The organism is Salipiger sp. PrR003 (assembly GCF_010500785.1).
Classification (GTDB): domain Bacteria; phylum Pseudomonadota; class Alphaproteobacteria; order Rhodobacterales; family Rhodobacteraceae; genus Salipiger; species Salipiger pacificus_A.
The window spans coordinates 92,653-113,088 of record NZ_JAAGOV010000024.1 but is presented as its reverse complement, the minus strand read 5'-3'; the positions used below and the strand labels follow the sequence as shown (position 1 = coordinate 113,088).

Below are 20,436 nucleotides of genomic sequence, written 5' to 3'. Positions count from 1 at the left end.
GCTCAGCGCTGCTCGGCCCTGCGCGCCCGGATCAGCGTGAAGATCCCGGCGCAGACGATGATCGCCGTGCCGAGCGCCACGTTCGGCCGCAGCGTCTCTCCGAAGACCACGATCCCCAGCGCCGCCGCGAAGACCAGCTGAAGATAGGCGAAGGGCTGAACCGCCGAGGCCTCGGCCACCTCGTAGCATTTGATCAATGTGTAATGGCCAGTCGCCCCGGTCAGGCAGAGCAGCGCCATCATTCCCCAGTCGGGCAGGCTCATCGGCTCCCAGAACCACATGCCGATCAGCGTCGCCGTTGCCACCCCAACGACACCGGTCCAGAAGAAGGAGGTCGCGGCGCTGTCGCTGCGGGCGACGCGGCGGGTGAGCAGCCCGTAGAGGGCGAACATCAGCGCCGCCACCAGCGGGATTGCCGCCAGCGGCGAGAACACCCCGCCCGAGGGTTGCAGGATGATGAGGATGCCGACAAAGCCGATGCCGATCGCGGTCCAGCGCCGCCAGCCGACCCGCTCACCCAGCACCGGTCCGGAAAGGGCGGCGATGAGCAGCGGGTAACAGGCGAAGACCGCATGGCTCTCGACCAGGCCGAGGTGGACGAAGGCCGAGACCATGACGCAGATCTCGACCACCAGCAGCACGCCGCGGAAGGCCTGCACGAAGGGCTGGCCGCTCTTCGCCGCGGCTTTGAGCCCGCCCTTGCTGCGCGCCGCCAGCGTCAGAACGAAGACGGCGAAGAACCAGTAGCGCACCATCGTGACCATGTAGACATTGGTGGCCTCCGACAGGTGCCGCGACAGCCCGTCCTGCATGGCGAAGATGAAGGTGGTGAGCACCATCAGCCAGATGCCGAGGCGCGTGTTCTGCTGGGCCATCAGGGTTTCCTTGCGACGGTCATGTGGCGTTTGCGCCCGTGGCCCGGGCGACGCTCGACCTCGAAGCCCGCCTCGGCCAGCGCCCGCCGCACGTGACCCGCGGCGGTATAGGTGGCGGCGCTGCCGCCGGGGGCGGTGTGGCGAGCAACCTCTGCCATCAGCTCGGGCCCCCAGAGCTCCGGGTTCTTGGCCGGGGAGAAACCGTCGAGGAACCAGGCGTCGGCCAGCTCCTGCCACGCGGGCAGGGTTTCTCTTGCGTCCCCCACGATCATGGTGAATTGCAGGTCGGGCAGGGTGATCTCGCGCGCATCGCGTTGCCAGAAAGGTGCCAGCTCGGCGGCGATCCCTGACAGCTCGGGAAAGGCCGCCTGCGCCCGCAGCATGTCCTCGGCGGCAAGCGGAAAGGCCTCGAAGGTGGTGAAATGAAGCTGCCCGTCGATGCCCTCGGCGCGCCAGAGCGCCAGCGTGGCCAGCAGGTTCAGCCCTGTGCCGAAGCCGAGTTCGGCCACGTGGAACCCGTCCCGCAGCCGCGCCGGCAGATCGTTGCCCGCGTGGAAGGTGTGCCGGGTCTCCGACAGGCCGTTTTCCAGCGAATAATAGGGATCGTCGAAGCGCGGCGAGACAGGCACGTCTCCGTCGCGCCACTCCGGGGTGTCGGGCTGGCTCATCCTGCGGTCCTGTCCTAGAACTGTGATCCTACATGAAGCGGAGTCGGCGGAATGGCAAGCAGCCAGAAGAGCGTGGATGTGACGGTGCGCGGGGCGGGCATTTTTGGCCTGTCGATTGCCTGGGCCTGCGCGCTGCGCGGCGCGGCGGTGCAGGTCGTGGACCCCTTTGGCGCTGGCTCGGGATCGAGCGGAGGGCAGGTCGGCGCTCTGGCCCCGCATGTGCCCGAGACCTGGAACCCGAAGAAGGCTTTCCAGTTCGACAGCCTGCTGATGGCCGGAGAGTTCTGGTCCGGAGTCGAGGCGGCGGGCGGTGTCTCCTCGGGGTACGGGCGGCTTGGGCGGCTGCAGCCGCTGGCAGACGACAAGGCGGTGGCGCTGGCGCACGGGCGCGAGGGCACCGCGCGCGCGCTCTGGGAGGACAACGCCGTCTGGGAGGTGATCCCCGCGGCAGAGGCCGGAAGTTGGGCGCCGGTCAGCGCCTCGGGCCTGCTGGTGCGCGACACGCTGACCGCGCGGATGAACCCGCGCCGGGCCTGCGCCGCGCTGGTCGCGGCGCTCGCGGCGCGCGGGGTCGAGGTGCAGCCCGAGGCCGAGGACGCGGGGCAGGTGCTCTGGGCCACCGGCTGGCGCGGTTTGAAAGAGCTGTCGGAGGCGCTCGGAAAGAACGTCGGTACCGGCGTGAAGGGCCAGTCGGTGAGCCTGCGCTATGATGCGGGAGAGGTGCCGCAGATCTACGCCGAGGGGCTGCATGTCGTGCCGCACGCGGATGGCACCGTGGCGGTCGGCTCGACCTCGGAGCGGGACTTCGACGATCCCAGCGCCACGGACGATCAATGCGAGGCGCTCATTGCCCGGGCGGCGCTGGCGGTGCCCGCGCTGCAGGGCGCCGAGGTGATAGAACGCTGGGCCGGGGTACGCCCGCGTGCGCGCAGCCGCGCGCCGATGCTCGGTGCCTGGCCGGGGCGCGAGGGGCATTTTATCGCCAACGGCGGCTTCAAGATCGGCTTCGGCATGGGTCCCAAGGTGGCGCAGGTCATGGCCGATCTGCTGCTCGACGGGCATGATGCCATCCCCGAGGGGTTCCGGGTCGAAGATTCGCTCTGAACAGCTTGGACTCGCCGCGCGCGTCTGCAAGCTTGGCGCGGACTCCGGCATTCCCCTAGGCCAAGCGCGCAGGGCGCCGCCGGATCGGCACAACAGGAGAGACCCGCGTGAGTCACGCACCAGACATGCCCGAAGACATGGCCCGCATCGCAAGAGACGCGAAAGACTGGCGACAACACCTCCACCAGCAGCCGGAACTGCTCTACGAGCTGCACAAGACCGCCGCTTTCGTGGAAGAGAAGCTGATGGGCTTCGGCGTCGACGAGATCGAGACCGGCATCGCCAAGACCGGCATCGTGGCGCTGATCAAGGGCGCCAAGGGCGACGGCCCGGTGATCGGTCTGCGCGCCGACATGGATGCGCTGCCGATGGACGAGAAGACCAACCTTCCCTACGCCTCGAAGGTGCCCGGCATGATGCACGCTTGCGGCCACGACGGGCATACGGCGACGCTGCTCGCCGCTGCGCAGTACCTCTGCCAGACACGCGACTTCGCCGGCACCGTCGCGCTGATCTTCCAGCCCGCCGAAGAGGGCGGCGCGGGGGCGCGCGCGATGATCGAGGAGGGTCTGATTGATCGGTTCGGGATCGGCGCGGTCTACGCCATGCACAACGATCCGGGTCTGCCGGTCGGCCAGTTCGCCACGCGGCCCGGCCCGATGATGGCAGGGGCCGACCGCTTCGTCGTCACCGTCACCGGGCGCGGCGGCCATGCCTCGGCGCCGACCAAGTCGATCGACCCGGTGGTGGCGGCGGCGCATCTCATTGCCTCGGCACAAACGCTGGTGTCGCGCTTTTCCGATCCTTTCGACCAGGTGGTGGTGTCGATCACCTATCTCGACGCGGGCTCGGCCGGCGCGCTCAACGTGATCCCCGACACGGCGGTCTTTGGCGGTACGATCCGCACGATGAACTCGACAACCCGCGCCGAGATCGAGGCGCGTCTGCGCCGCATGCTGACGTCCGGCGCCGAGCAGTTCGGCTGCGAGGCCACGCTCGACTGGCGGCCGGGCTACCCGGTGACAGCGAATGACGCGGCGAAAACGGCGGTGGCGCTGGCCGCCGCGGCGGCGGTCGCAGGCGCCGAGAATGTCGACGGCGACTGCGCGCAGGCGATGGGCTCGGAGGACTTCTCCTACATGCTCGAGGCGCGCCCCGGGGCCATGGTCCTCTACGGCAACGGCGACAGCGCCGAGTTGCACAACGCTGCCTACGACTTCAACGATGACGCGATCCTTCCGGGGATGCGCTACTGGGTTGAACTGGTCGCCCGCGAACTGGCCGCCTGAAAGACGCGCCGCGCCTTCGCCGCATCAGCCCCCGAGGGGGCGCGCGGTGAAGAGCACCTGTCCGCGCGGCAGCATGACCGCGCTGCGCGTGACCCTCCATCCGCTGCCCTGCGCCAGGTGCTCCACGTCCTCGGCGAGGACGTGGTAGGGCGCGCGGATGTCATGGGTCACCACCCCGTCGGGCTGGCGGTAGGGCTGCATCGCGCTCACCGGGTCCGGCGCGAGAAAGACAGTGAAGAGAAAGCTCTCAAGCCGCTCGAACCGGCGCAAGTTGGTCAGCGCGCGCCGCACATAGGCCATGGGCAGATGCGGGAAGACCGCGAAGGCGATGGCATGGGTGATGCTGCTCGGCACCCCCGGAAAGTCGAAGCGCGCATCCTCGATCAGCTGCGCCGGATCGAGCCGCGCCGGAACCTCGAGCTCGGCCCTGTGCCCCGCCAGCAGGATCTCGCGAGAGGCATCCGTGGCCCAGTAGTGGCCGGGCTCGAGATAGGGCACGGCCTTGCAGCCGAGCCGCAGCGCCCCGGCGCCGATATCGAGCAGGTGGTGATGCGGCAGCAGGCCGGCATTTTGGAGGATCGACATCTCGATCCGCCCGGTCTCATCCCAGCGGCCGCCGACGATGGCGCGGTGCCGGCCTGCGGCGATGGCGGAGTCGTAAAACCCGGCCAGTTCATAGGGGTTGGTGGACACGGTCTGATGGGTTCCAGCAGGGGCGGCGCGCAGGGCGCCCTGCGCCTCCCTTGCGTCCAAAATTCGGCGCAAGTCAAGCCGCCACGCAGCCCCGGCCCGTCAGGCCGGCGGCACCGCCGGGGTCTGCGGGCGCCGGTGAGCCAGCCGCTCGCGGTGGATCAGGTAGAGCCCCGAGCCGACGATCAGCGCGATGCCCGCCCAGACCATAGCAGCGGGGAAGTCGCCGAACACCAGCCATCCCAGCAGCGTCGCCGAGGCCAGCTCGAGATAGCCCAAGGGCGCGATCAGCGCCGAGGGGGCGAGCCGCAGCGCGTAGGTCAGGAAGATATGCGCCAGGGTCGCCGCAAGGCCCATGCCGCCAAGAAAGCCCCAGGCCGCGCCCTGCGGCCAGACCGCGCCGCCGCCGAGGCTCTCGGGCAGCAGCCACATGAAGGGCGCGCCAAGGATCACCGCGGCAATCGCCGTGGTGGCCTGCTGCGCCACCGGCGCCAGGCTCCGCAGCTGCCGCGTGACCAGCATGTAGCCGGCGAAGGACACCGCGGTGATGAGCGGCAGGATGGCCGACAGGCCATGGTTCGCCAGCCCGGGCTGGACCACCAGAAGCGCGCCGCCGAAGCCGACGATGGAGGCGAGGATCCGGCGCGGCCCGACGCTCTCTCCCAGCAGCGCCCAGCCGAGGAACATCAGCACGAAGGGCTCAATCTGGCCGATCGCCAGCGCATCGGCGATGGGCATGCGCACCATCGCACCGACAAAGGCGATGGTGGCGACCAGCGACAGCGCTGCGCGGGCAATCGTGAGCAGCAGTTCGCGCCGGGTCAGCCGCAGGCGGATGCGCAGGACCAGCGCCAGCGCCAGCATGAGCGCGCCCTGTACGACGAACCGCGCTACGGTGATCTCGGCAACGGGCAGGCTGCGGGTGGCGAGCTTCGAGCCGACGTCGATCAGCGGCGCCGTGGCGCAGAAGCCGAGCATGAGCAGCGCCCCGAGCAGGGGGCGGTCGACGTGCAGGGCGGCCGTCGGCGCGGCGTGGGGGGCGTTTGTCGTTTGCATCCGCATGCCATGCGCAGGCCACCGCGATTTGGCAAGAGGGCATGTGCATGCCACGCGACGGTGGTCGAGCGGAGCGTGCCGTGCCGGTCTCAGACCCGGATGCCGTAGCGGCTGATCTTGTCGTTGAGGGTCCGCCGCGCCATCCCCAGCGCCTTGGCGGCGCGCTCGGTATTGCCTCGGCAACGTTCGAGCGCGAGGCTGATCTCGCGGGCCTCGAAGGCGGCGACACGAGCGGCAAGGCTCTCGGGCTCGGCGATCGGCGCCGCGGCCTCCTCGGGCAGGTCGAGCCCGAGGGCGTAGCGTTCCGCCATTGCCTTCAATTCGCGCACGTTGCCGGGCCAGGGCCGGCGCAACAGCCGTTGCCTCAGCGTGTAATCGACCGCCGGCATCTCCTGTCCGTAGCGCGCCGCCGCCAGGTTGGCGTAATGGCTGAACAGCAGCGCGATGTCGTCGCCAAGCACACGCAGCGGATCGACGGTGATCTCGGCCCCGGCGAGCCGGTAGAAGAGGTCGGCGCGGAAGCTGCCGTCGAGCGTCAGTGGCCGCAGGTCGGTCTTGGAGGTGGCGATGATCCGCAGGTCAAGCGGCCGCAGGCGGTTCTCGCCCAGCCGTTCGACGGCGCGTTCCTGCAGGGCGCGCAGCAGTTTGGGTTGTATCGCCGCGGGCATCGCCTCGATCTCGTCGAGCATCAGCGTGCCGCCCGAGGCGGTCTCGAGCTTACCGGGCTTGTCCTGGGCCCCGGGGAAGGCACCGGCCACATGCCCGAAGATCTCGATCTCGAAGAGGCTCTCGGGCAGGGCGGCGCAATTCACCGCGACCAGGGGTCCGGCGGCGCGGGCGCTGGCCTCATGCAGGGCGCGGGCGACCAGTTCCTTGCCGGTGCCGGTCTCGCCGGTGATGACCACATCGAGATCGGTCGGGCCGATCGCCGCGATGCGCGCGCGGAGTCTGGACATGGCCGCCGACTGACCGAGCAGCCCGCCCTCGTCGCGGCGGGTGATGCGCTCCTGCAGCCGGCCGATCTCGGCGCGCGCGGCGCGGCCGCGCAGGCCGCGCTCGATCACCGACAGAAGATGCATTCCGTCATAAGGCTTCTCGAGGAAGTCCTCGGCCCCGGCGCGCATCGCCTGAACTGCCTGCGCCAGATCGCCATGGCCGGTGATCAGCACCACCGGGCAGTCGGGATCGCGCGCGCGGGCGGCCTCGAGCAGCTGCTGCCCGTCCATGCCGGGCATCCGCAGGTCGGTCAGGATCAGGTCGGGGCGGCTGCCGGCGGCAAGCGCCTCGGCGCCGCCGGCAAAGGCTTCGGCGCGGTAGCCTGCGGCCTCGATCAGATCGCAGAGCGCGAGACGGTGGTCGCGGTCATCCTCGACCACATGGATCAGCGGGCTCATTCGGCGGCCTCTCGTTCGTCGTCACTTTCCAGCAACGGCAGGATCACCGCGGCCTCGGCGCCCCGGCCGGGGGCCGAGCGGATGTCGAGCCGTCCGCCGAATTGCTGGACCACCTCGAAGCAGATCGCAAGCCCGAGCCCCAGACCCTCGCCGCCGATCTTGGTCGAGAAAAAGGGCTCGGTGACCCGCGGCAGCACGTCGGGGGCGATGCCGGGGCCATTGTCGGTCACCAGAAGGGTCACGTCCTGCGCGCCACGCTCGATCGACAGCGTCACCTCGCCTTGGCCCGGCTCGACGGCCTCGATGGCATTGTGCAAGAGGTTCATCAAGACCTGCTCGAGCCGGGCGTGGCCGGCCTCGACCATGGGGGCATCGGCAGGGGCGTCGAACTGGAGCTGGACCCCGGCGGCGTCGGCGCGGGGCTGGGCCAGCGCCAGCGCCGAGCGCGCCACGTCGACGGCGCAGACGGGCGAGAGCGGGGCCGCCTCACGGCGCGAGAAATTCTTGAGGTGCTTGGTCATCCGCTGCATCCGCCGGATCAGCCCGCGTGCCGACTGCAGCCGGGCGGCGGTCTGCTCCGGCGCCCGCGAGAGGCCGAACTCGGCGGCGGTCAGCGTCGCCTCCATCGCGGCGAGCGGCTGGCTGACCTCGTGCACGATGGCCGCGGACATGCGGCCAAGCGCGGCCATCTTCTCCGATTGCACAAGCGTCGCCTGCGTCGCGCGCAGGTCGGCCTCGACCTGGCGGCGGGCCTCGACCTCGCGCGCCAGCTCGGCGGTGCGCTGGCGGACCTTGCGCTCCATCACCTCGGTCTGGCGCAGCCGCAGCGCGATGAACCGCTGGCGGTGGCGCCGCATGTCGGCGAGCCCGAGCCCCAGGAGCGCGGCCAGCAGAACCAGCGCGGCGGTGCCGGCAGCGGCGGCGCGGGCGGGCCAGGTCGGGCTGGCCGCCAGCAGCCGCCAGCCGGTCTCGAACGGCGTGCCTCGAAGGGTCATGGCGCGGCCCTCACCCTCGATCCGCAGCGCGCTGCCATTGGGCAGAAGCGGTGCCGAGCTTCCAAGGTCGGTGCGCTCGTAGAGGCGCGAGGTGTCGAGCCGGTCGAGCGTGGCGCCTGGCAGGCGGGTCAGGGGGCGATAGCGCCAGGCCGGCACCGACGAGAGGAAGACGACGTCGTCCTTGTCGGTGACGGCGATGTGCTGGCCGGTCTCGGCCCAGGCCTGCTCGAGCGGACGCAGGTCGATCTTCACCACCATGACGCCATGCACCCCGAGACCGGGATCGTCGACGCGGGCCGAGATGAAGTAGCCGGGCTCGCCGGTGGTCACGCCGATGGCATAGACCGCGCCGTTGCCGGTGGCGCGTGCATCGGTGAAATAGGGGCGGAAGCTATAGTCGTGGCCGACGTAGCTGTCGGGCTCGCTCCAGTTCGAGGCGGCGATGGTCACCCCCGCCGCGTTCAGCAGGTAGAGACGCCCCGAGCCGGTCTGCGCGGCAATCTTCTGCAAGTAGCGGTTGGCGGCGTCGATGGTGGCGGCATCGGAAGGTTCATTCAGCGCGGCGTGGATCCGGGCGTCTTCGCCGGTGACGCGCGGCAGGTAGCGGAACCGGTCGATCTCGGTCTGCAGGGCGCGGTGGCTGACCAGCAGCTCTTGCTCGAGCCCCTGACGCAATTCGGCGATGACCAGCTGCCAGGCCAGCGCGCCGCAGAGCAGCGCACCGATTGTCACCAGCATCAGCCGCAGCCGCCAGGCCGAGCGGAGGCGGGGCAGAAGGGCGCCGCGACGGGTCATCAGTCCGCGTCGGGGCAGGGGGCGAGCTGCACCGGCTTGCCGGAGCTGGCGCCGAGTTCGGTGCAGTCCGCGCCGCAGAGCGTCCAGGCCGAGGGCGTCTTGCCCGAGGCAGCGAGGCTCAGCGCGGGCACAGGCGGCAGGTCCGGCGCCCAGACCCACCAGCCGTCTTCGAAATGGCCGCCCTCGCCGGGCTCCATGCCCGCGCCAGAGCCCTTGACCGCCGCCTGCGTCAGGTGGAGGCGGTGATCCTCGGTGACTTCCCAGGTCTCGCGCCAGTCCTCGCGTTCGACCGAATGGGTCCACTCCAGCGTGAAGCTGCCGCCCTCGGCGAGGGCGATCACCATCGCCCCCGCCATCAGGCAGCCGGTCATGCCGACACCGGGGCCTTGCGCCGCCAGACCAGCAGTCCGAAGACCACGGCGAGGGCAAAGCCGATCTCGTCGGTGATCGGCAGCGCCGCGACGAGGGTGAAGGCGGCGGCGACGGCGATCAGCCGCTCCCAGATTGCCAACGGGCGGCCGAGCCAGCCGATGACGCTGGCGCCCCAGAGTGCGAGGGCGATGAGCGCCTTGAGCACGATGTAGGCGACCGCAGGCCAGTAGCCGATGGCGCCCGCCAAAGCGCCGCCGTCTTGCAACATCAGCGCCGGGGTATAGACCGCCATGAAGGGCACGACGAAGCCCGCTGCGGCAACCTTGATCGCCTCGAAGCTGATCTTCAGCCCGCTTTCCTTGGCGATCGGCGCGGCGGCGAAACAGGCCAGCGCCACGGGGGGCGTCAGGTCCGCGAGAATGCCGAAGTAGAAGACGAACATGTGGCTGACGATCAGCGGCACCCCGAGATCGAGCAGCGCCGGGCCGGCGATGGACGAGGTGATGATGTAGTTGGGAATCGTCGGGATACCCATGCCGAGGATGATGCAGGTGATCATCGTCAGCACGAGGCTCAGGAACAGGCTGTTCTGCCCCACCGAGACGATGAACTGGCCAAAGGTGTTGGCCGCGCCGGTCAGGGTCATGACGCCGATGATCACCCCGACGAGGGCGCAGGCGATGCCGACCGGCAGCGCGGTCTTGGCGCCATCGGCAAGGCTGTCACGGCAGACCGCCAACGTCTCGCGTCCGCCCTTGAAGGCGGCGCAGGCGGCGATGAGCACCGCCAGAACCAGCAGCAGCGCGTGGATGCCGAACTTGAAGAAGGCCGAGGCGCAGAGGCCCAGCACGATCCAGAAGATGACCCGCACCGCCGTCGACGAGAACCCCATGGCGATGGCCGCGCCGAGGATCAGCATACCCGTCAGCGCAAGCCCGATGGTCCCGGCGAACAGCGGCGTGTAGCCCGAGAACAGCAGCCAGACCAGCACCGCCAGCGGCAGGATCAGGTACCAGCCCTCTTTCAGCGCCTTGCGGGCCGAGGGCATCTCGTCGGCCGAGAGCCCGCGCAGGTCGCGCTTGCCGGCCTCGAGGTGGACCATCCAGAACGCCCCGGCGAAGTAAAGGATGGCGGGCACCAGCGCGGCCTTGACCACCTCGACGTATTGCACGCCGAGGGTCTCGGCCATGATGAAGGCGACGGCGCCCATGACGGGGGGCATGATCTGCCCGCCCATCGAGGCGGTCGCCTCGACGCCGCCGGCAAAGGCCGAGCGGTAGCCAAAGCGCTTCATCAGCGGGATGGTGAATTGGCCGGTGGTGACGACGTTGGCCACGCCCGAGCCCGAGATTGTGCCCATCAGCCCCGACGACAGCACCGAGACCTTGGCGGCGCCGCCCATGCGGTGCCCGACGAGGCCCAGCGAGACATCGGTGAAGAGCTTGATCATCCCGGCCTTTTCGAGGAACGAGCCGAACAGGATGAAGAGGAAGATGTAGGTCGCCGACACATAGGTGGGGATGCCGTAGATCCCCTCGGTGCCATAGGCGATCTGCTCGACCACCTGTTCAAACGCGTAGCCGCGGTGGTTGAACGGCGAGGGCAGGTGCTGCCCGAAGAGCGCATAGCACAGGAAGAGCCCGCAGATGATCGGCAGCGCCGGGCCCATGAGCATCCAGGCGGCGACAAAGACTGTGACGATGGCGATGCAGCCGAAGACCAGATCGGTCAGCGTCGGAGCGCCGGCGCGCATCAGCAGCGGCGTGTATTCGATCCACTGGTAGGCCGCGACGGCCACGCCGGCGACGGCAAACAGCGTGCAAAGGGTCCGCAGCGGTGCCCCGAAGCCGCGCCCGAGCGCCAGCAGCGGGAAGCCGAGCGCCATCAGGAAGCCGACGTGCACCGCGCGCATCACCTGGCTCGGCAGGTCGATGACATGGGCGGCAATGGAAATCTGGTAGAGCGAGAAGGCCACCGCCAGCCAGAAAAGGAAACGCCCGGTCAGGCTCGGCGGAAAGCTCGAGGCCAGCGGGTCGTGCAGTTCGGCCAGTTCCTCGGCCCGGCCGTGCTCGGCCGCAGTTTGTCCGGTCATGTGGTCCTCCCGTCGTGCAGGCAGCCCGGGCTTGGCCGGGCCGCCGCACAAGTCTGATTACATCAGACCCTGTTCCTTGTAGTACTTCTCGGCGCCCGGGTGCATCGGGATCGGCGAGTTCTTGATCGCGTCCTTGATGTCGATGGCGCCGGCTGCCGCATGCGCGGCCTTGAGCTGGTCGAGGTTCTCGAACAGCAGTTTGGTCATCTGGTACGCCAGCTCGTCCGAGACGTCGGTGCTGGTGACGAGGATGTTGGTGATCGCCAGCGTCGGGATGTCCGCGTCCTGGCCCGGGTAGGTACCCGCCGGGATCACGCCCGCGGCGTAGGGCGCGCCAAGGGTGCCTGCCACCTCTGCGGGGATCGATACATAGGTCACGTCCTGCGTCGACGACAGATCCTTCAGCGCAGCCGAGCCGAGGCCCGAGCTCTGCAGGGTCGCGTCGAGTTGGCGGTTCTTCATCAGTTCGACCGATTCCGCGAAGGGCAGGTACTCGACCTTGCCCAGATCGTCGTAGGTCATGCCGAGCGCGCCGAGGATCTTGCGGGCGTTCACCTCGGTGCCGGATTTGGCTGCGCCGACCGAGACGGACTTGCCCGCCAGTTCGGTCGCGGTGGTCACGCCGGCATCTGCCGAAGCGGCGATCTGGATGTAGTTGGGATAAATCGCGGCAATGGCGCGCAGCTTGTCGAGCGGCTTCGAGAAGCCGACGTCGGCGTTGCCCTCGAAGGCGTCCTTGACGGAGTCGCCGAGTGCGAAGCCGATTTCGCCGCGGCCCTGCTGCAGCAGGTTCAGGTTCTCGACCGAGGCCTTGGTGGACTGCACCTGGGCGCGCGCGTCGGGGATGTTCTTGGCATAGATGTCCGCCATCGCGACGCCGAGCGGGTAATAGACACCCGAGGTGCCGCCGGTCAGCACGTTGACGAATTCCGTTGCCATCGCGGCGGGCGCGGTGACGGCAAGGCTGCCGGCGATCAATGCGCCGAGCCCGAAAGTTCTGATCATGTTGGTCCTCCCGAAACATACGTTCGCGGCAGGAAAGCTTTCGTTTCTGCCGCGCGGTGCCGGAACCATGAGCAAGCCGCGCGCCTCGGGCAAGCGGGGAAGAGGCCAGGTCGCGAATTTTCTTCGCGGGAATCTGCCCCGGGTGGGGCAGTTTCCCGCCTCGCACCCCGCGGCCGGGCAGATCTTGGCTGGGCGATCGTCTTGCCATGCCGCGGCCCTTCGAGATTGCCGAAACAGCGCGCGCAGGCCGGGCGGCCAGCCTCCGCCAAGCCATGTGGTATTGGCCCTTGCCAGCAAAACGTCACTGGTATACTGCCGCATACAATAAGCCGACCGCCGTTCGCCGGACGTCTCTCGCCGCCCGGTGCTCCAGCTTAATCCAACATTGAACCGTAGGGATCGCCATGAGCTTGTACACCGATTACTTGGCAGAAATCGAAACGCGGAAAGCCGAAGGTCTGCATCCGAAGCCGATCGACGATGGCGCTCTGGTCGCAGAGCTGATCGCGCAGATCGAGGACGCGGACAACGCTTACCGCAAGGACTCGCTCGAGTTCTTCATCTATAACACGCTGCCCGGCACCACCAGCGCCGCCGGCGTGAAGGCAGAATTCCTCAAGAAGATCATCCTCGGCGAGGCCGTGGTCGCGGAAATCCCGCCCGCCTTCGCCTTCGAGCTGCTGTCGCACATGAAGGGCGGCCCCTCGGTCGCGGTCCTTCTCGACCTCGCGCTTGGCGATGACGCGGTGATTGCCGCCCAGGCCGCAGAGGTGCTGAAGACCCAGGTGTTCCTCTACGAGGCCGACACCGCCCGTCTGGCCGATGCCTATAAGGCCGGCAACGCCGTGGCCAAGGAGATCCTCGAGAGCTACGTCCAGGCCGAGTTCTTCACCAAGCTGCCGGAACTCGACGACGTGGTCGAAGTGGTGACTTACGTCGCCGCCGAAGGCGACATCTCGACCGACCTGCTGTCGCCGGGCAACCAGGCGCACTCGCGCTCGGACCGCGAACTGCACGGCAAGTGCATGATCTCGGAGACCGCGCAGAAGGAAATCGAGGCGCTCAAGCTGCAGCACCCGGGCAAGCGCGTGATGCTGATCGCCGAGAAGGGCACCATGGGCGTGGGCTCGTCGCGGATGTCGGGCGTCAACAACGTGGCGCTCTGGACCGGCAAGCAAGCCAGCCCCTATGTGCCCTTCGTCAACATCGCCCCGGTCGTCGCGGGCACCAACGGCATCTCGCCGATCTTCCTGACCACCGTGGGCGTGACCGGCGGCATCGGCCTTGACCTGAAGAACTGGGTCAAGAAGCTCGACGAGAACGGCAAGCCGATCCTCAACAACGAGGGCAACCCGATCCTCGATCAGAAGTATTCGGTCGAGACCGGCACCGTGCTGAAGATCGACACAAAGGCCAAGAAGCTGACCAGCGAGGACGGCGAAGAGCTGGCCGACGTCTCCTCGGCCTTCACACCGCAGAAGGTCGAGTTCATGAAGGCCGGCGGCTCCTACGCCGTGGTCTTCGGCAAGATGCTGCAGACGTTCGCTGCCGAAACCCTGGGCGTGAAGGCGCCGCTGGTCTTCGCACCGAACAAGGAAGTCAGCCACGAGGGCCAGGGCCTGACCGCGGTCGAGAAGATCTTCAACCGCAACGCCCGCGGCACCACGCCGGGCAAGACCCTGCACGCCGGTTCGGACGTGCGCGTCAAGGTCAACATCGTGGGTTCGCAGGACACCACCGGCCTGATGACCAGCCAGGAACTCGAGGCGATGGCCGCAACGGTGATCTCGCCGTCGGTCGACGGCGCCTACCAGTCCGGCTGCCACACCGCCTCGGTCTGGGACAAGAAGGCCCAGGCGAACATCCCGCGCCTGATGAAGTTCATGAACAACTTTGGCCTGATCACCGCGCGCGATCCCAAGGGCGAATACCACGCGATGACCGACGTGATCCACAAGGTGCTAAACGACATCACCGTGGATGACTGGGACATCATCATCGGGGGCGACAGCCACACCCGCATGTCCAAGGGCGTCGCCTTCGGCGCAGACTCGGGCACCGTGGCGCTGGCGCTGGCGACCGGCGAGGCGACCATGCCGATCCCCGAGTCCGTGAAGGTCACCTTCAAGGGCAAGATGGCCGATCACATGGACTTCCGCGACGTGGTGCACGCGACCCAGGCGCAGATGCTGCAACAGCACGGCGACAACGTCTTCCAGGGCCGCGTCATCGAGGTGCACATCGGCACGCTGCTCGCCGACCAGGCCTTCACCTTCACCGACTGGACCGCCGAGATGAAGGCCAAGGCCTCGATCTGCATCTCCAACGACGAGACGCTGATCGGCTCGCTTGAGCTGGCCAAGCACCGCATCCAGGTGATGATCGACAAGGGTATGGACAACGCCGCGGACACGCTGGCGGGTCTCATCGCCAAGGCCGACAAGCGCATCGCCGAGATCCGTTCGGGCGAGAAGCCCGCGCTGACCCCGGATGACAACGCCAAGTATGTCGCCGAAGTCGTCGTCGACCTCGACCAGATCGTCGAGCCGATGATCGCCGATCCGGATGTCAACAACGCCGACCCGTCGCGCCGCTACACCCATGACACCATCCGCCCGATCTCTTACTACGGTGCGGAAAAGAAGGTGGACCTTGGTTTCGTGGGCTCGTGCATGGTGCACAAGGGCGACATGAAGATCGTCGCGCAGATGCTCAAAAACATTGAGAAATCTCAGGGCAAGGTTGAGTTCAAGGCACCACTCGTCGTGGCCGCGCCGACCTACAACATCATCGACGAACTGAAGGCAGAGGGCGACTGGGAAATCCTGCAGAAGTACTCGGGCTTCGAGTTCGACGACCTCTTCCCGAAGACCCAGAACCGCACCGAGTACGAGAACATCCTCTATCTCGAGCGTCCGGGCTGTAACCTGTGCATGGGCAACCAGGAAAAGGCCGCCAAGGGCGACACCGTCCTGGCCACCTCGACCCGCCTGTTCCAGGGCCGTGTCGTTGAGGACGCCGCCGACAAGAAGGGCGAGTCGCTGCTCGCCTCGACCCCGGTGGTTGTGCTGTCGGCCATTCTCGGCCGCACGCCGAGCGCCGATGAGTACAAGTCCGCGGTGGAAGGCATCGACCTGACCAAGTTCGCGCCGCCGGTTCAGGTGCCCGCGACCTCGCGCTCCGCGCACTTCTGAAAGTGGCTGCCCCGCTGAGGGGCAGCGCAAGATCGCGGCGGCGGGGACCGATGTCCCCGCCGCCGCTTTCGTTTCAATGGCAAAGATTGCTGTCCCCGCGGGGACAGGTTGGGCGGGGCTATGTCGCCCGCAACCCGTCGAGGAAGACGTTCAGCAGCACCTCTGAGCGCGCCGGATCTGCGCCGGGACCGTAGTTCAGCCCGATCAGCACCCGCAGCAGATCCTCGCTGGTCACGTCGCCGCGCAGCCGACCGTCGGCGAGCGCGCGGGCGTGCAACGCGGCAATGGCACCGCGCAGGCGCTCGGACTGCTCGCCGAAGAAGGTCGAGTCGGGCTCGAAGACCGGCGCGAGCGCGGCGATCATTCCCCTTTTCGTGGCCATCAGTTGCAGCGCGCCGCGCATCCAGTCCTCGAGCTCATCCTCGGCGGCGCGCCGCTCGAGCGTCTCGACCTCGCGCGCATAGACCGCCTGGAACAGCGCCTCGCGCGATGGGAAGTGCCGATAAAGCGTGCCGATTCCGACCCCGGCCTCGCGGGCGACCGCCTCGAGGCTGCCGCCTTCCTTGCCAAAAACCTCGCGCGCGGCATCCAGCAGCCGTTCGCGATTGCGCAATTGATCAGCACGCGGCTTCCTCGGTCTAGGCTTTTCTTGGCCTATTTCGCTTCCCATAGGTTAACCCACTTGAAAACGGAGGGTGCCTCCGTATTTAATCATCCATGGCCGGATGCCCCGGCCTTCCCACCAGCTTATGGCAAGAGAGGGAAAGATGACACCGACACTCAATCTGACAATCAATGGAGTGCCGCAGCAGATCGCCCTCGACGATCCGCGCGCCACGCTGCTCGATCTGCTGCGCGAGCGGATCGGCCTGACTGGAACCAAGAAGGGCTGCGACCGCGGCCAGTGCGGCGCCTGCACGGTGCTGATCGACGGGCGCAGGATGAATGCCTGCCTGGCGCTGGCGCTCTCGCATGACGGCGCCGAGGTCACTACCATCGAGGGGTTGGCAGACGGCGAGACGCTGCACCCGGTGCAGGCCGCCTTCATCGCCCATGACGGCTTTCAGTGCGGGTATTGTACACCGGGCCAGATCATGTCCGCCGTCGGGCTCATCGCCGAGGGTGAGGCCGGGCTCGACCCCGAGCGGGTGCGCGAGGGGATGAGCGGCAACCTCTGCCGCTGCGCCGCCTACGCCGGGATCACCGAGGCCGTGCTCGAGGCCACCCGCGAGATGAGCGCGGGGACCGAGGAAAGGAAAACCGCATGAACCGCTTCGAGTACACCCGGGCTGAAACGATCGGCGCCGCCGTCGGGGCAGAGGGGGCGCTTCTCGCCGGGGGCACCAATCTTCTCGACCTGATGAAGATCGGCGCCGCCGCTCCGGAGCGGCTGGTGGATATCTCTCGCTTGCCGCTGGACCGGATCGAGGAAAGTGCTGGTGGCCTGCGCATCGGCGCCATGGTGCGCAATTCGGAGATCGCCCGCGATCCGCAGGTGCTGGCGCGCTACCCGGCGCTGGCCGAGGCGCTGCTCTCGGGGGCCTCGGCGCAGCTGCGCAACGCGGCCTCGACCGGCGGCAACGTCATGCAGTCCACCCGATGCAGCTACTTCCAGGACCCGCTCTCGCCCTGCAACCGGCGCGCACCCGGCAGCGGCTGCGGGGCGCTTGGTGGGGTGAGCCGAGGCCACGCGGTGCTCGGCTGGACCGAAGGCTGTATCGCCGTGCATCCCTCGGACATGTGCGTGGCGCTTGCCGCCTATGACGCGGTGGTCGAGATCTCCGGGCCGCAGGGTCTGCGCGAGGTGGCGATGGAGCACTTCCACCCCCTGCCGGATGCGAAAGGGGCTGGTCCCGCGCCGCTGGCACAGGGCGAGATCATCACGCACATCCGCCTTCCCGATCCCGGTGCGCTGGCCCGCCATGCCCGCTACGTGAAGCTGCGCGAGCGGACCTCCTTTGCCTTTGCCATCGTTTCCGCCGCCGCAGCATTGGCGATCGAGCAGGGGGTGATCACCGAGGCGCGGCTGGCCCTTGGCGGCGTCGCCGCCCGTCCGTGGCGCTGCCGCGAGGCGGAAGAGGCGTTGAAGGGGCAACCCGCGACTGCCGAGAGTTTCGCCCGGGCTGCGGAGCTCGCCACCCAAGGCGCCCGGCCCTCGGGGGACAACGCCGCGAAAATTCCCCTCGCGCAGCGCATTGCCTTGCGCGCGCTGGAGCGGGCCGCGGCGGGAACACCCCGCCGCTTGCCCGCGCTTCCCGCCTCCGTCTTTGAAGGAGATGACAATGGATGACCTGATGAACATGCAGGGCCACGTCCGCCTCGGCTCCAGCGCCGGGCAGGCGCTGACCCGGCGCGAGGGCAGGCTCAAGGTCACCGGCGCCGCCACCTATGCCGCCGACAACCGCCCGCACGGGCTGCTGCATGCGGTGCTCGCCACCGCCGGCATCGCCAAGGGGTGCGTCGCCCATCTCGACGTCGCCGCCGCCGAAGCGCATTCGGGGGTGGTGAAGGTCTACACGCCGGGCAATGCGCCCAAGCTGGCGATCAGCCCGGACGAGAAGATCCACCCGTTCGTCTGGCGCATGGAGACGCTGACAGACGATCGCGTGCGCTACGCCGGCCAGCCGATCGCGCTGGTGCTGGCCGAGACGCTCGAGGCCGCGACCGAGGGCGCACGGCTGCTTGCCCCGCGCTACGGGGCCGAGCCGCACAGGGTCACGCTGGATGACGCAGAGCCCTTCGACACCGACACCACCGCCTTTGGTCGCCCCGCGGCGCATAGCTCGGGCGACGTCGATGCGGCCCGCGAGGGCGCGGCGCTCCATGTGCAGACCACCGTCGAGACAGCGCCGCAATACCACAACGCCCTCGAGCCCCATGCCATCACCGCCCGCTGGGAGGGCGCGCGGCTCGAGATCGACACCCCCAACCAGGCGATCGGCCTGTCGAAGCAGACCTTCGCGGCCTTCCTCGGGATCGATCCGTCGCAGATCTTGCTGCGCAGCCCCTTCATCGGCGGCGGCTTCGGTTCGAAGGCGATCCTCTATGGGGGGCAGCTTCTGGCGGTGCTCGCGGCGCGCGACCTGGACCGACCGGTGAAGCTGGTGCTGCGGCGCGACCAGATGTACGGGCCGGTGGGGCATCGCGCGCCCACCCGTCAGTCGCTGTGGATCGACCTCGACGAGACCGGCGCTATCGCGGCGCTGGAGCACGACACGGTCACGCTGACCTCGACCTTCGACCAGTTCCTCGAAGCTGCATCCAACGCCTCGCACAGCCTTTACGCCGCGCCCAACCTGCGCACCGCGCACCACGGCCGGCGCGCGGACGTGGGTACCCCGGGGCCGATGCGCGCGCCGGGCGAGGCACCGGGCTCGGCGGCGCTCGAGATCGCCATGGACGCCGCGGCGCAGGCGGCTGGCATGGACCCGCTGGAATTCCGCCTGAAGAACTACGCCGAGAGTGACCCCTCGACCGGGCTGGAGTTCTCCTCGAAGGCCCTGCGCGAATGCTATGCCGAGGCGGCGAAACGCTTTGGCTGGTCCGGGCGTCCCAGCGCACCACGCAGCCTGTGCGAGGGGCGGCTCCTGAAGGGATGGGGCATGGGCACGGCGCAGTTTCCCTGCCCGATGTTCCAGGCCACTGCCCATGCCACACTCCGCGCCGACGGCACCGCGGTGATCGAGACGTCGGCCGCCGACATGGGGCAGGGCGCCTGGACCGCGCTGGCGCAGATCGCCGCCGATGGTCTGGGGATCGACCTCGACAAGGTCGAGTTCCGCTCGGGCCATTCGGACCTGCCCGATGCGGGGGTCGCCGGGGGGTCGGGTCATACCGCAACCGCCGGGACCGCGCTCTTCAACGCCGGGGCGGATGCGGTGCGGCAGTTGGCAGAGCTGGCCACGACCGATCCTGCCTCGCCGCTTTTCGGGGCTGGCAACGCCGGGGTCACGGCGCGCGCCGGGCGGCTCTGGCGTAACGATGACGAGCGCTCGGAGTCCTATGAGGACATCCTCGCCCGAGCCGGGCTCGAGTTGGTCCGGGGCGAAGGCAAAGGTGCGCGCGAGGGCGAGCCCGAGCGGGCAATGTTCTCGCATGGGGCGGTTTTTGCCGAAGTGCTGGTGGATCCCGACCTCGGTCAGGTGCGGGTCAGCCGCCTCATCGGTGCCTTCGCCGCCGGGCGGATCATCAACCCGCGGCTGGCGCGCAGCCAGCTTGTGGGCGGGATGATCTGGGGCATCGGCATGGCACTGCAGGAAGAGGCCGTGCACGACCCGCGCACGGGCCGGCTGACCAATGCCGACCTTGGAGGCTACCACGTGCCGGTCAATGCCGACGTGCCGATGATCGGGGCCATGACCGTGCACGAGGACGATCCCTACGTGAACGCGCTCGGGATCAAGGGCGTGGGCGAGATCGGCGTCACCGGCACGGTGGGGGCCATCGGCAACGCGGTTTGGCACGCCACCGGGGTGCAGCCGAGGCGCTTCCCGATCCATCCCGAAAGCCTGATCTGAAAAGGCACCCCCGGCGCGCCCTTGCCGCGCGCCGGGGCTACCCGGGCCAAGGACCGGCAGTGGGGTCGCAGCGAGAGCGAAAAACGAGGCGGCGGCCAAAAGACGTCTCGCCTTGCAAAGCACGGCCGCGCCGCCACCCCCGGGCGAGAATGGAACTTGGGGACTTATCGCCGAAGCAGAATTCGGCCTCGGTGCGGCGGATCGGCGGGTTCTTGCCGCTCTTCTTGCGCCGCTATGGGGGCGGCTCAGGAAACTCTTGCTCTTCTCGGGCGATCGGCGATCCTGAGACCTGATTTTCAGAAGATATTTTTATGCCTCGCGCGCCGGTCACCGACCCCGTGCGGCGCGACATTGCATTTCAGACGCGAAGCCCATGGAGGATTGTCTTGG

General features: G+C 68.5%; 16 protein-coding genes. 6 read left to right on the top strand and 10 right to left on the bottom strand.

What is annotated here, in order from left to right; genetic code table 11:
- Positions 1-2: 2 nt before the first annotated feature.
- The gene (locus tag G0D83_RS02615; RefSeq protein ID WP_164189242.1) at positions 3-875 is read right to left on the bottom strand and encodes a DMT family transporter; all 873 of its coding nucleotides are present in this window, start codon (positions 873-875) and stop codon (positions 3-5) included.
- Positions 875-1,543 (bottom strand): tRNA (5-methylaminomethyl-2-thiouridine)(34)-methyltransferase MnmD, encoded by a 669-nt coding sequence (gene mnmD, locus G0D83_RS02610; protein ID WP_164189240.1) that lies wholly within the window; start codon positions 1,541-1,543, stop codon positions 875-877. Before mnmD ends, G0D83_RS02615 begins: the two co-directional genes overlap by 1 nt.
- Positions 1,544-1,594: 51 nt before the next feature.
- Between mnmD and G0D83_RS02605 the strand changes: the two genes are divergently transcribed.
- Together G0D83_RS02605 and G0D83_RS02600 are read left to right on the top strand one after the other, a co-directional pair.
- Positions 1,595-2,647, top strand: a complete 1,053-nt coding sequence (locus G0D83_RS02605) for an FAD-binding oxidoreductase (protein ID WP_164189238.1) — start codon at positions 1,595-1,597, stop codon at positions 2,645-2,647.
- Positions 2,648-2,754: 107 nt separating this feature from the next.
- Positions 2,755-3,936: a M20 aminoacylase family protein gene (locus G0D83_RS02600; RefSeq protein ID WP_370457140.1), complete on the top strand. Its 1,182-nt coding sequence runs from the start codon at positions 2,755-2,757 to the stop codon at positions 3,934-3,936.
- 24 nt (positions 3,937-3,960) lie between these two features.
- Here the strand turns inward: G0D83_RS02600 and G0D83_RS02595 are convergent, their stop codons facing one another.
- From G0D83_RS02595 to G0D83_RS02565, 7 genes are all read right to left on the bottom strand, one after another.
- Entirely contained in the window at positions 3,961-4,701 is a 741-nt protein-coding gene (locus tag G0D83_RS02595) for a class I SAM-dependent methyltransferase (protein WP_235957997.1), read from the bottom strand.
- 27 nt (positions 4,702-4,728) lie between these two features.
- Positions 4,729-5,682: a DMT family transporter gene (locus tag G0D83_RS02590; protein ID WP_164189236.1), complete on the bottom strand. Its 954-nt coding sequence runs from the start codon at positions 5,680-5,682 to the stop codon at positions 4,729-4,731.
- A gap of 89 nt (positions 5,683-5,771) precedes the next feature.
- Positions 5,772-7,076, bottom strand: a complete 1,305-nt coding sequence (locus tag G0D83_RS02585; RefSeq protein ID WP_164189233.1) for a sigma-54 dependent transcriptional regulator — start codon at positions 7,074-7,076, stop codon at positions 5,772-5,774.
- Positions 7,073-8,866, bottom strand: a complete 1,794-nt coding sequence (locus tag G0D83_RS02580; RefSeq protein WP_164189231.1) for an ATP-binding protein — start codon at positions 8,864-8,866, stop codon at positions 7,073-7,075. The genes G0D83_RS02585 and G0D83_RS02580 overlap by 4 nt, the downstream gene beginning before the upstream one ends.
- Positions 8,866-9,237, bottom strand: coding sequence for a DUF1850 domain-containing protein (locus G0D83_RS02575; RefSeq protein WP_164189228.1), 372 nt, complete (start codon positions 9,235-9,237; stop codon positions 8,866-8,868). The genes G0D83_RS02580 and G0D83_RS02575 overlap by 1 nt, the downstream gene beginning before the upstream one ends.
- Positions 9,234-11,330 (bottom strand): TRAP transporter permease, encoded by a 2,097-nt coding sequence (locus G0D83_RS02570; RefSeq protein WP_164189226.1) that lies wholly within the window; start codon positions 11,328-11,330, stop codon positions 9,234-9,236. Before G0D83_RS02570 ends, G0D83_RS02575 begins: the two co-directional genes overlap by 4 nt.
- Positions 11,331-11,387: 57 nt before the next feature.
- A complete protein-coding gene (locus G0D83_RS02565; protein ID WP_164189224.1) occupies positions 11,388-12,335 on the bottom strand; it encodes a TAXI family TRAP transporter solute-binding subunit in 948 nt (315 codons plus the stop codon).
- 404 nt (positions 12,336-12,739) lie between these two features.
- Between G0D83_RS02565 and G0D83_RS02560 the strand changes: the two genes are divergently transcribed.
- Positions 12,740-15,529, top strand: coding sequence for a bifunctional aconitate hydratase 2/2-methylisocitrate dehydratase (locus G0D83_RS02560; RefSeq protein ID WP_164189222.1), 2,790 nt, complete (start codon positions 12,740-12,742; stop codon positions 15,527-15,529).
- A gap of 118 nt (positions 15,530-15,647) precedes the next feature.
- On the opposite strand, the gene G0D83_RS02555 is transcribed toward G0D83_RS02560, so the two are convergent.
- A complete protein-coding gene (locus G0D83_RS02555) occupies positions 15,648-16,142 on the bottom strand; it encodes a TetR/AcrR family transcriptional regulator (RefSeq protein WP_235940370.1) in 495 nt (164 codons plus the stop codon).
- A 154-nt stretch (positions 16,143-16,296) separates the two neighbouring features.
- Here G0D83_RS02555 and G0D83_RS02550 point away from each other — a divergent pair, with 154 nt between their 5' ends.
- From G0D83_RS02550 to G0D83_RS02540, 3 genes are read left to right on the top strand one after another with little or no spacing between them, the layout of a single operon-like run.
- Entirely contained in the window at positions 16,297-16,797 is a 501-nt protein-coding gene (locus tag G0D83_RS02550) for a (2Fe-2S)-binding protein (protein ID WP_164189218.1), read from the top strand.
- The gene (locus G0D83_RS02545) at positions 16,794-17,819 is read left to right on the top strand and encodes a xanthine dehydrogenase family protein subunit M (RefSeq protein WP_164189216.1); all 1,026 of its coding nucleotides are present in this window, start codon (positions 16,794-16,796) and stop codon (positions 17,817-17,819) included. The genes G0D83_RS02550 and G0D83_RS02545 overlap by 4 nt, the downstream gene beginning before the upstream one ends.
- Positions 17,812-20,046, top strand: a complete 2,235-nt coding sequence (locus G0D83_RS02540) for a xanthine dehydrogenase family protein molybdopterin-binding subunit (RefSeq protein WP_203595154.1) — start codon at positions 17,812-17,814, stop codon at positions 20,044-20,046. Before G0D83_RS02545 ends, G0D83_RS02540 begins: the two co-directional genes overlap by 8 nt.
- Positions 20,047-20,436 lie beyond the last annotated feature (390 nt).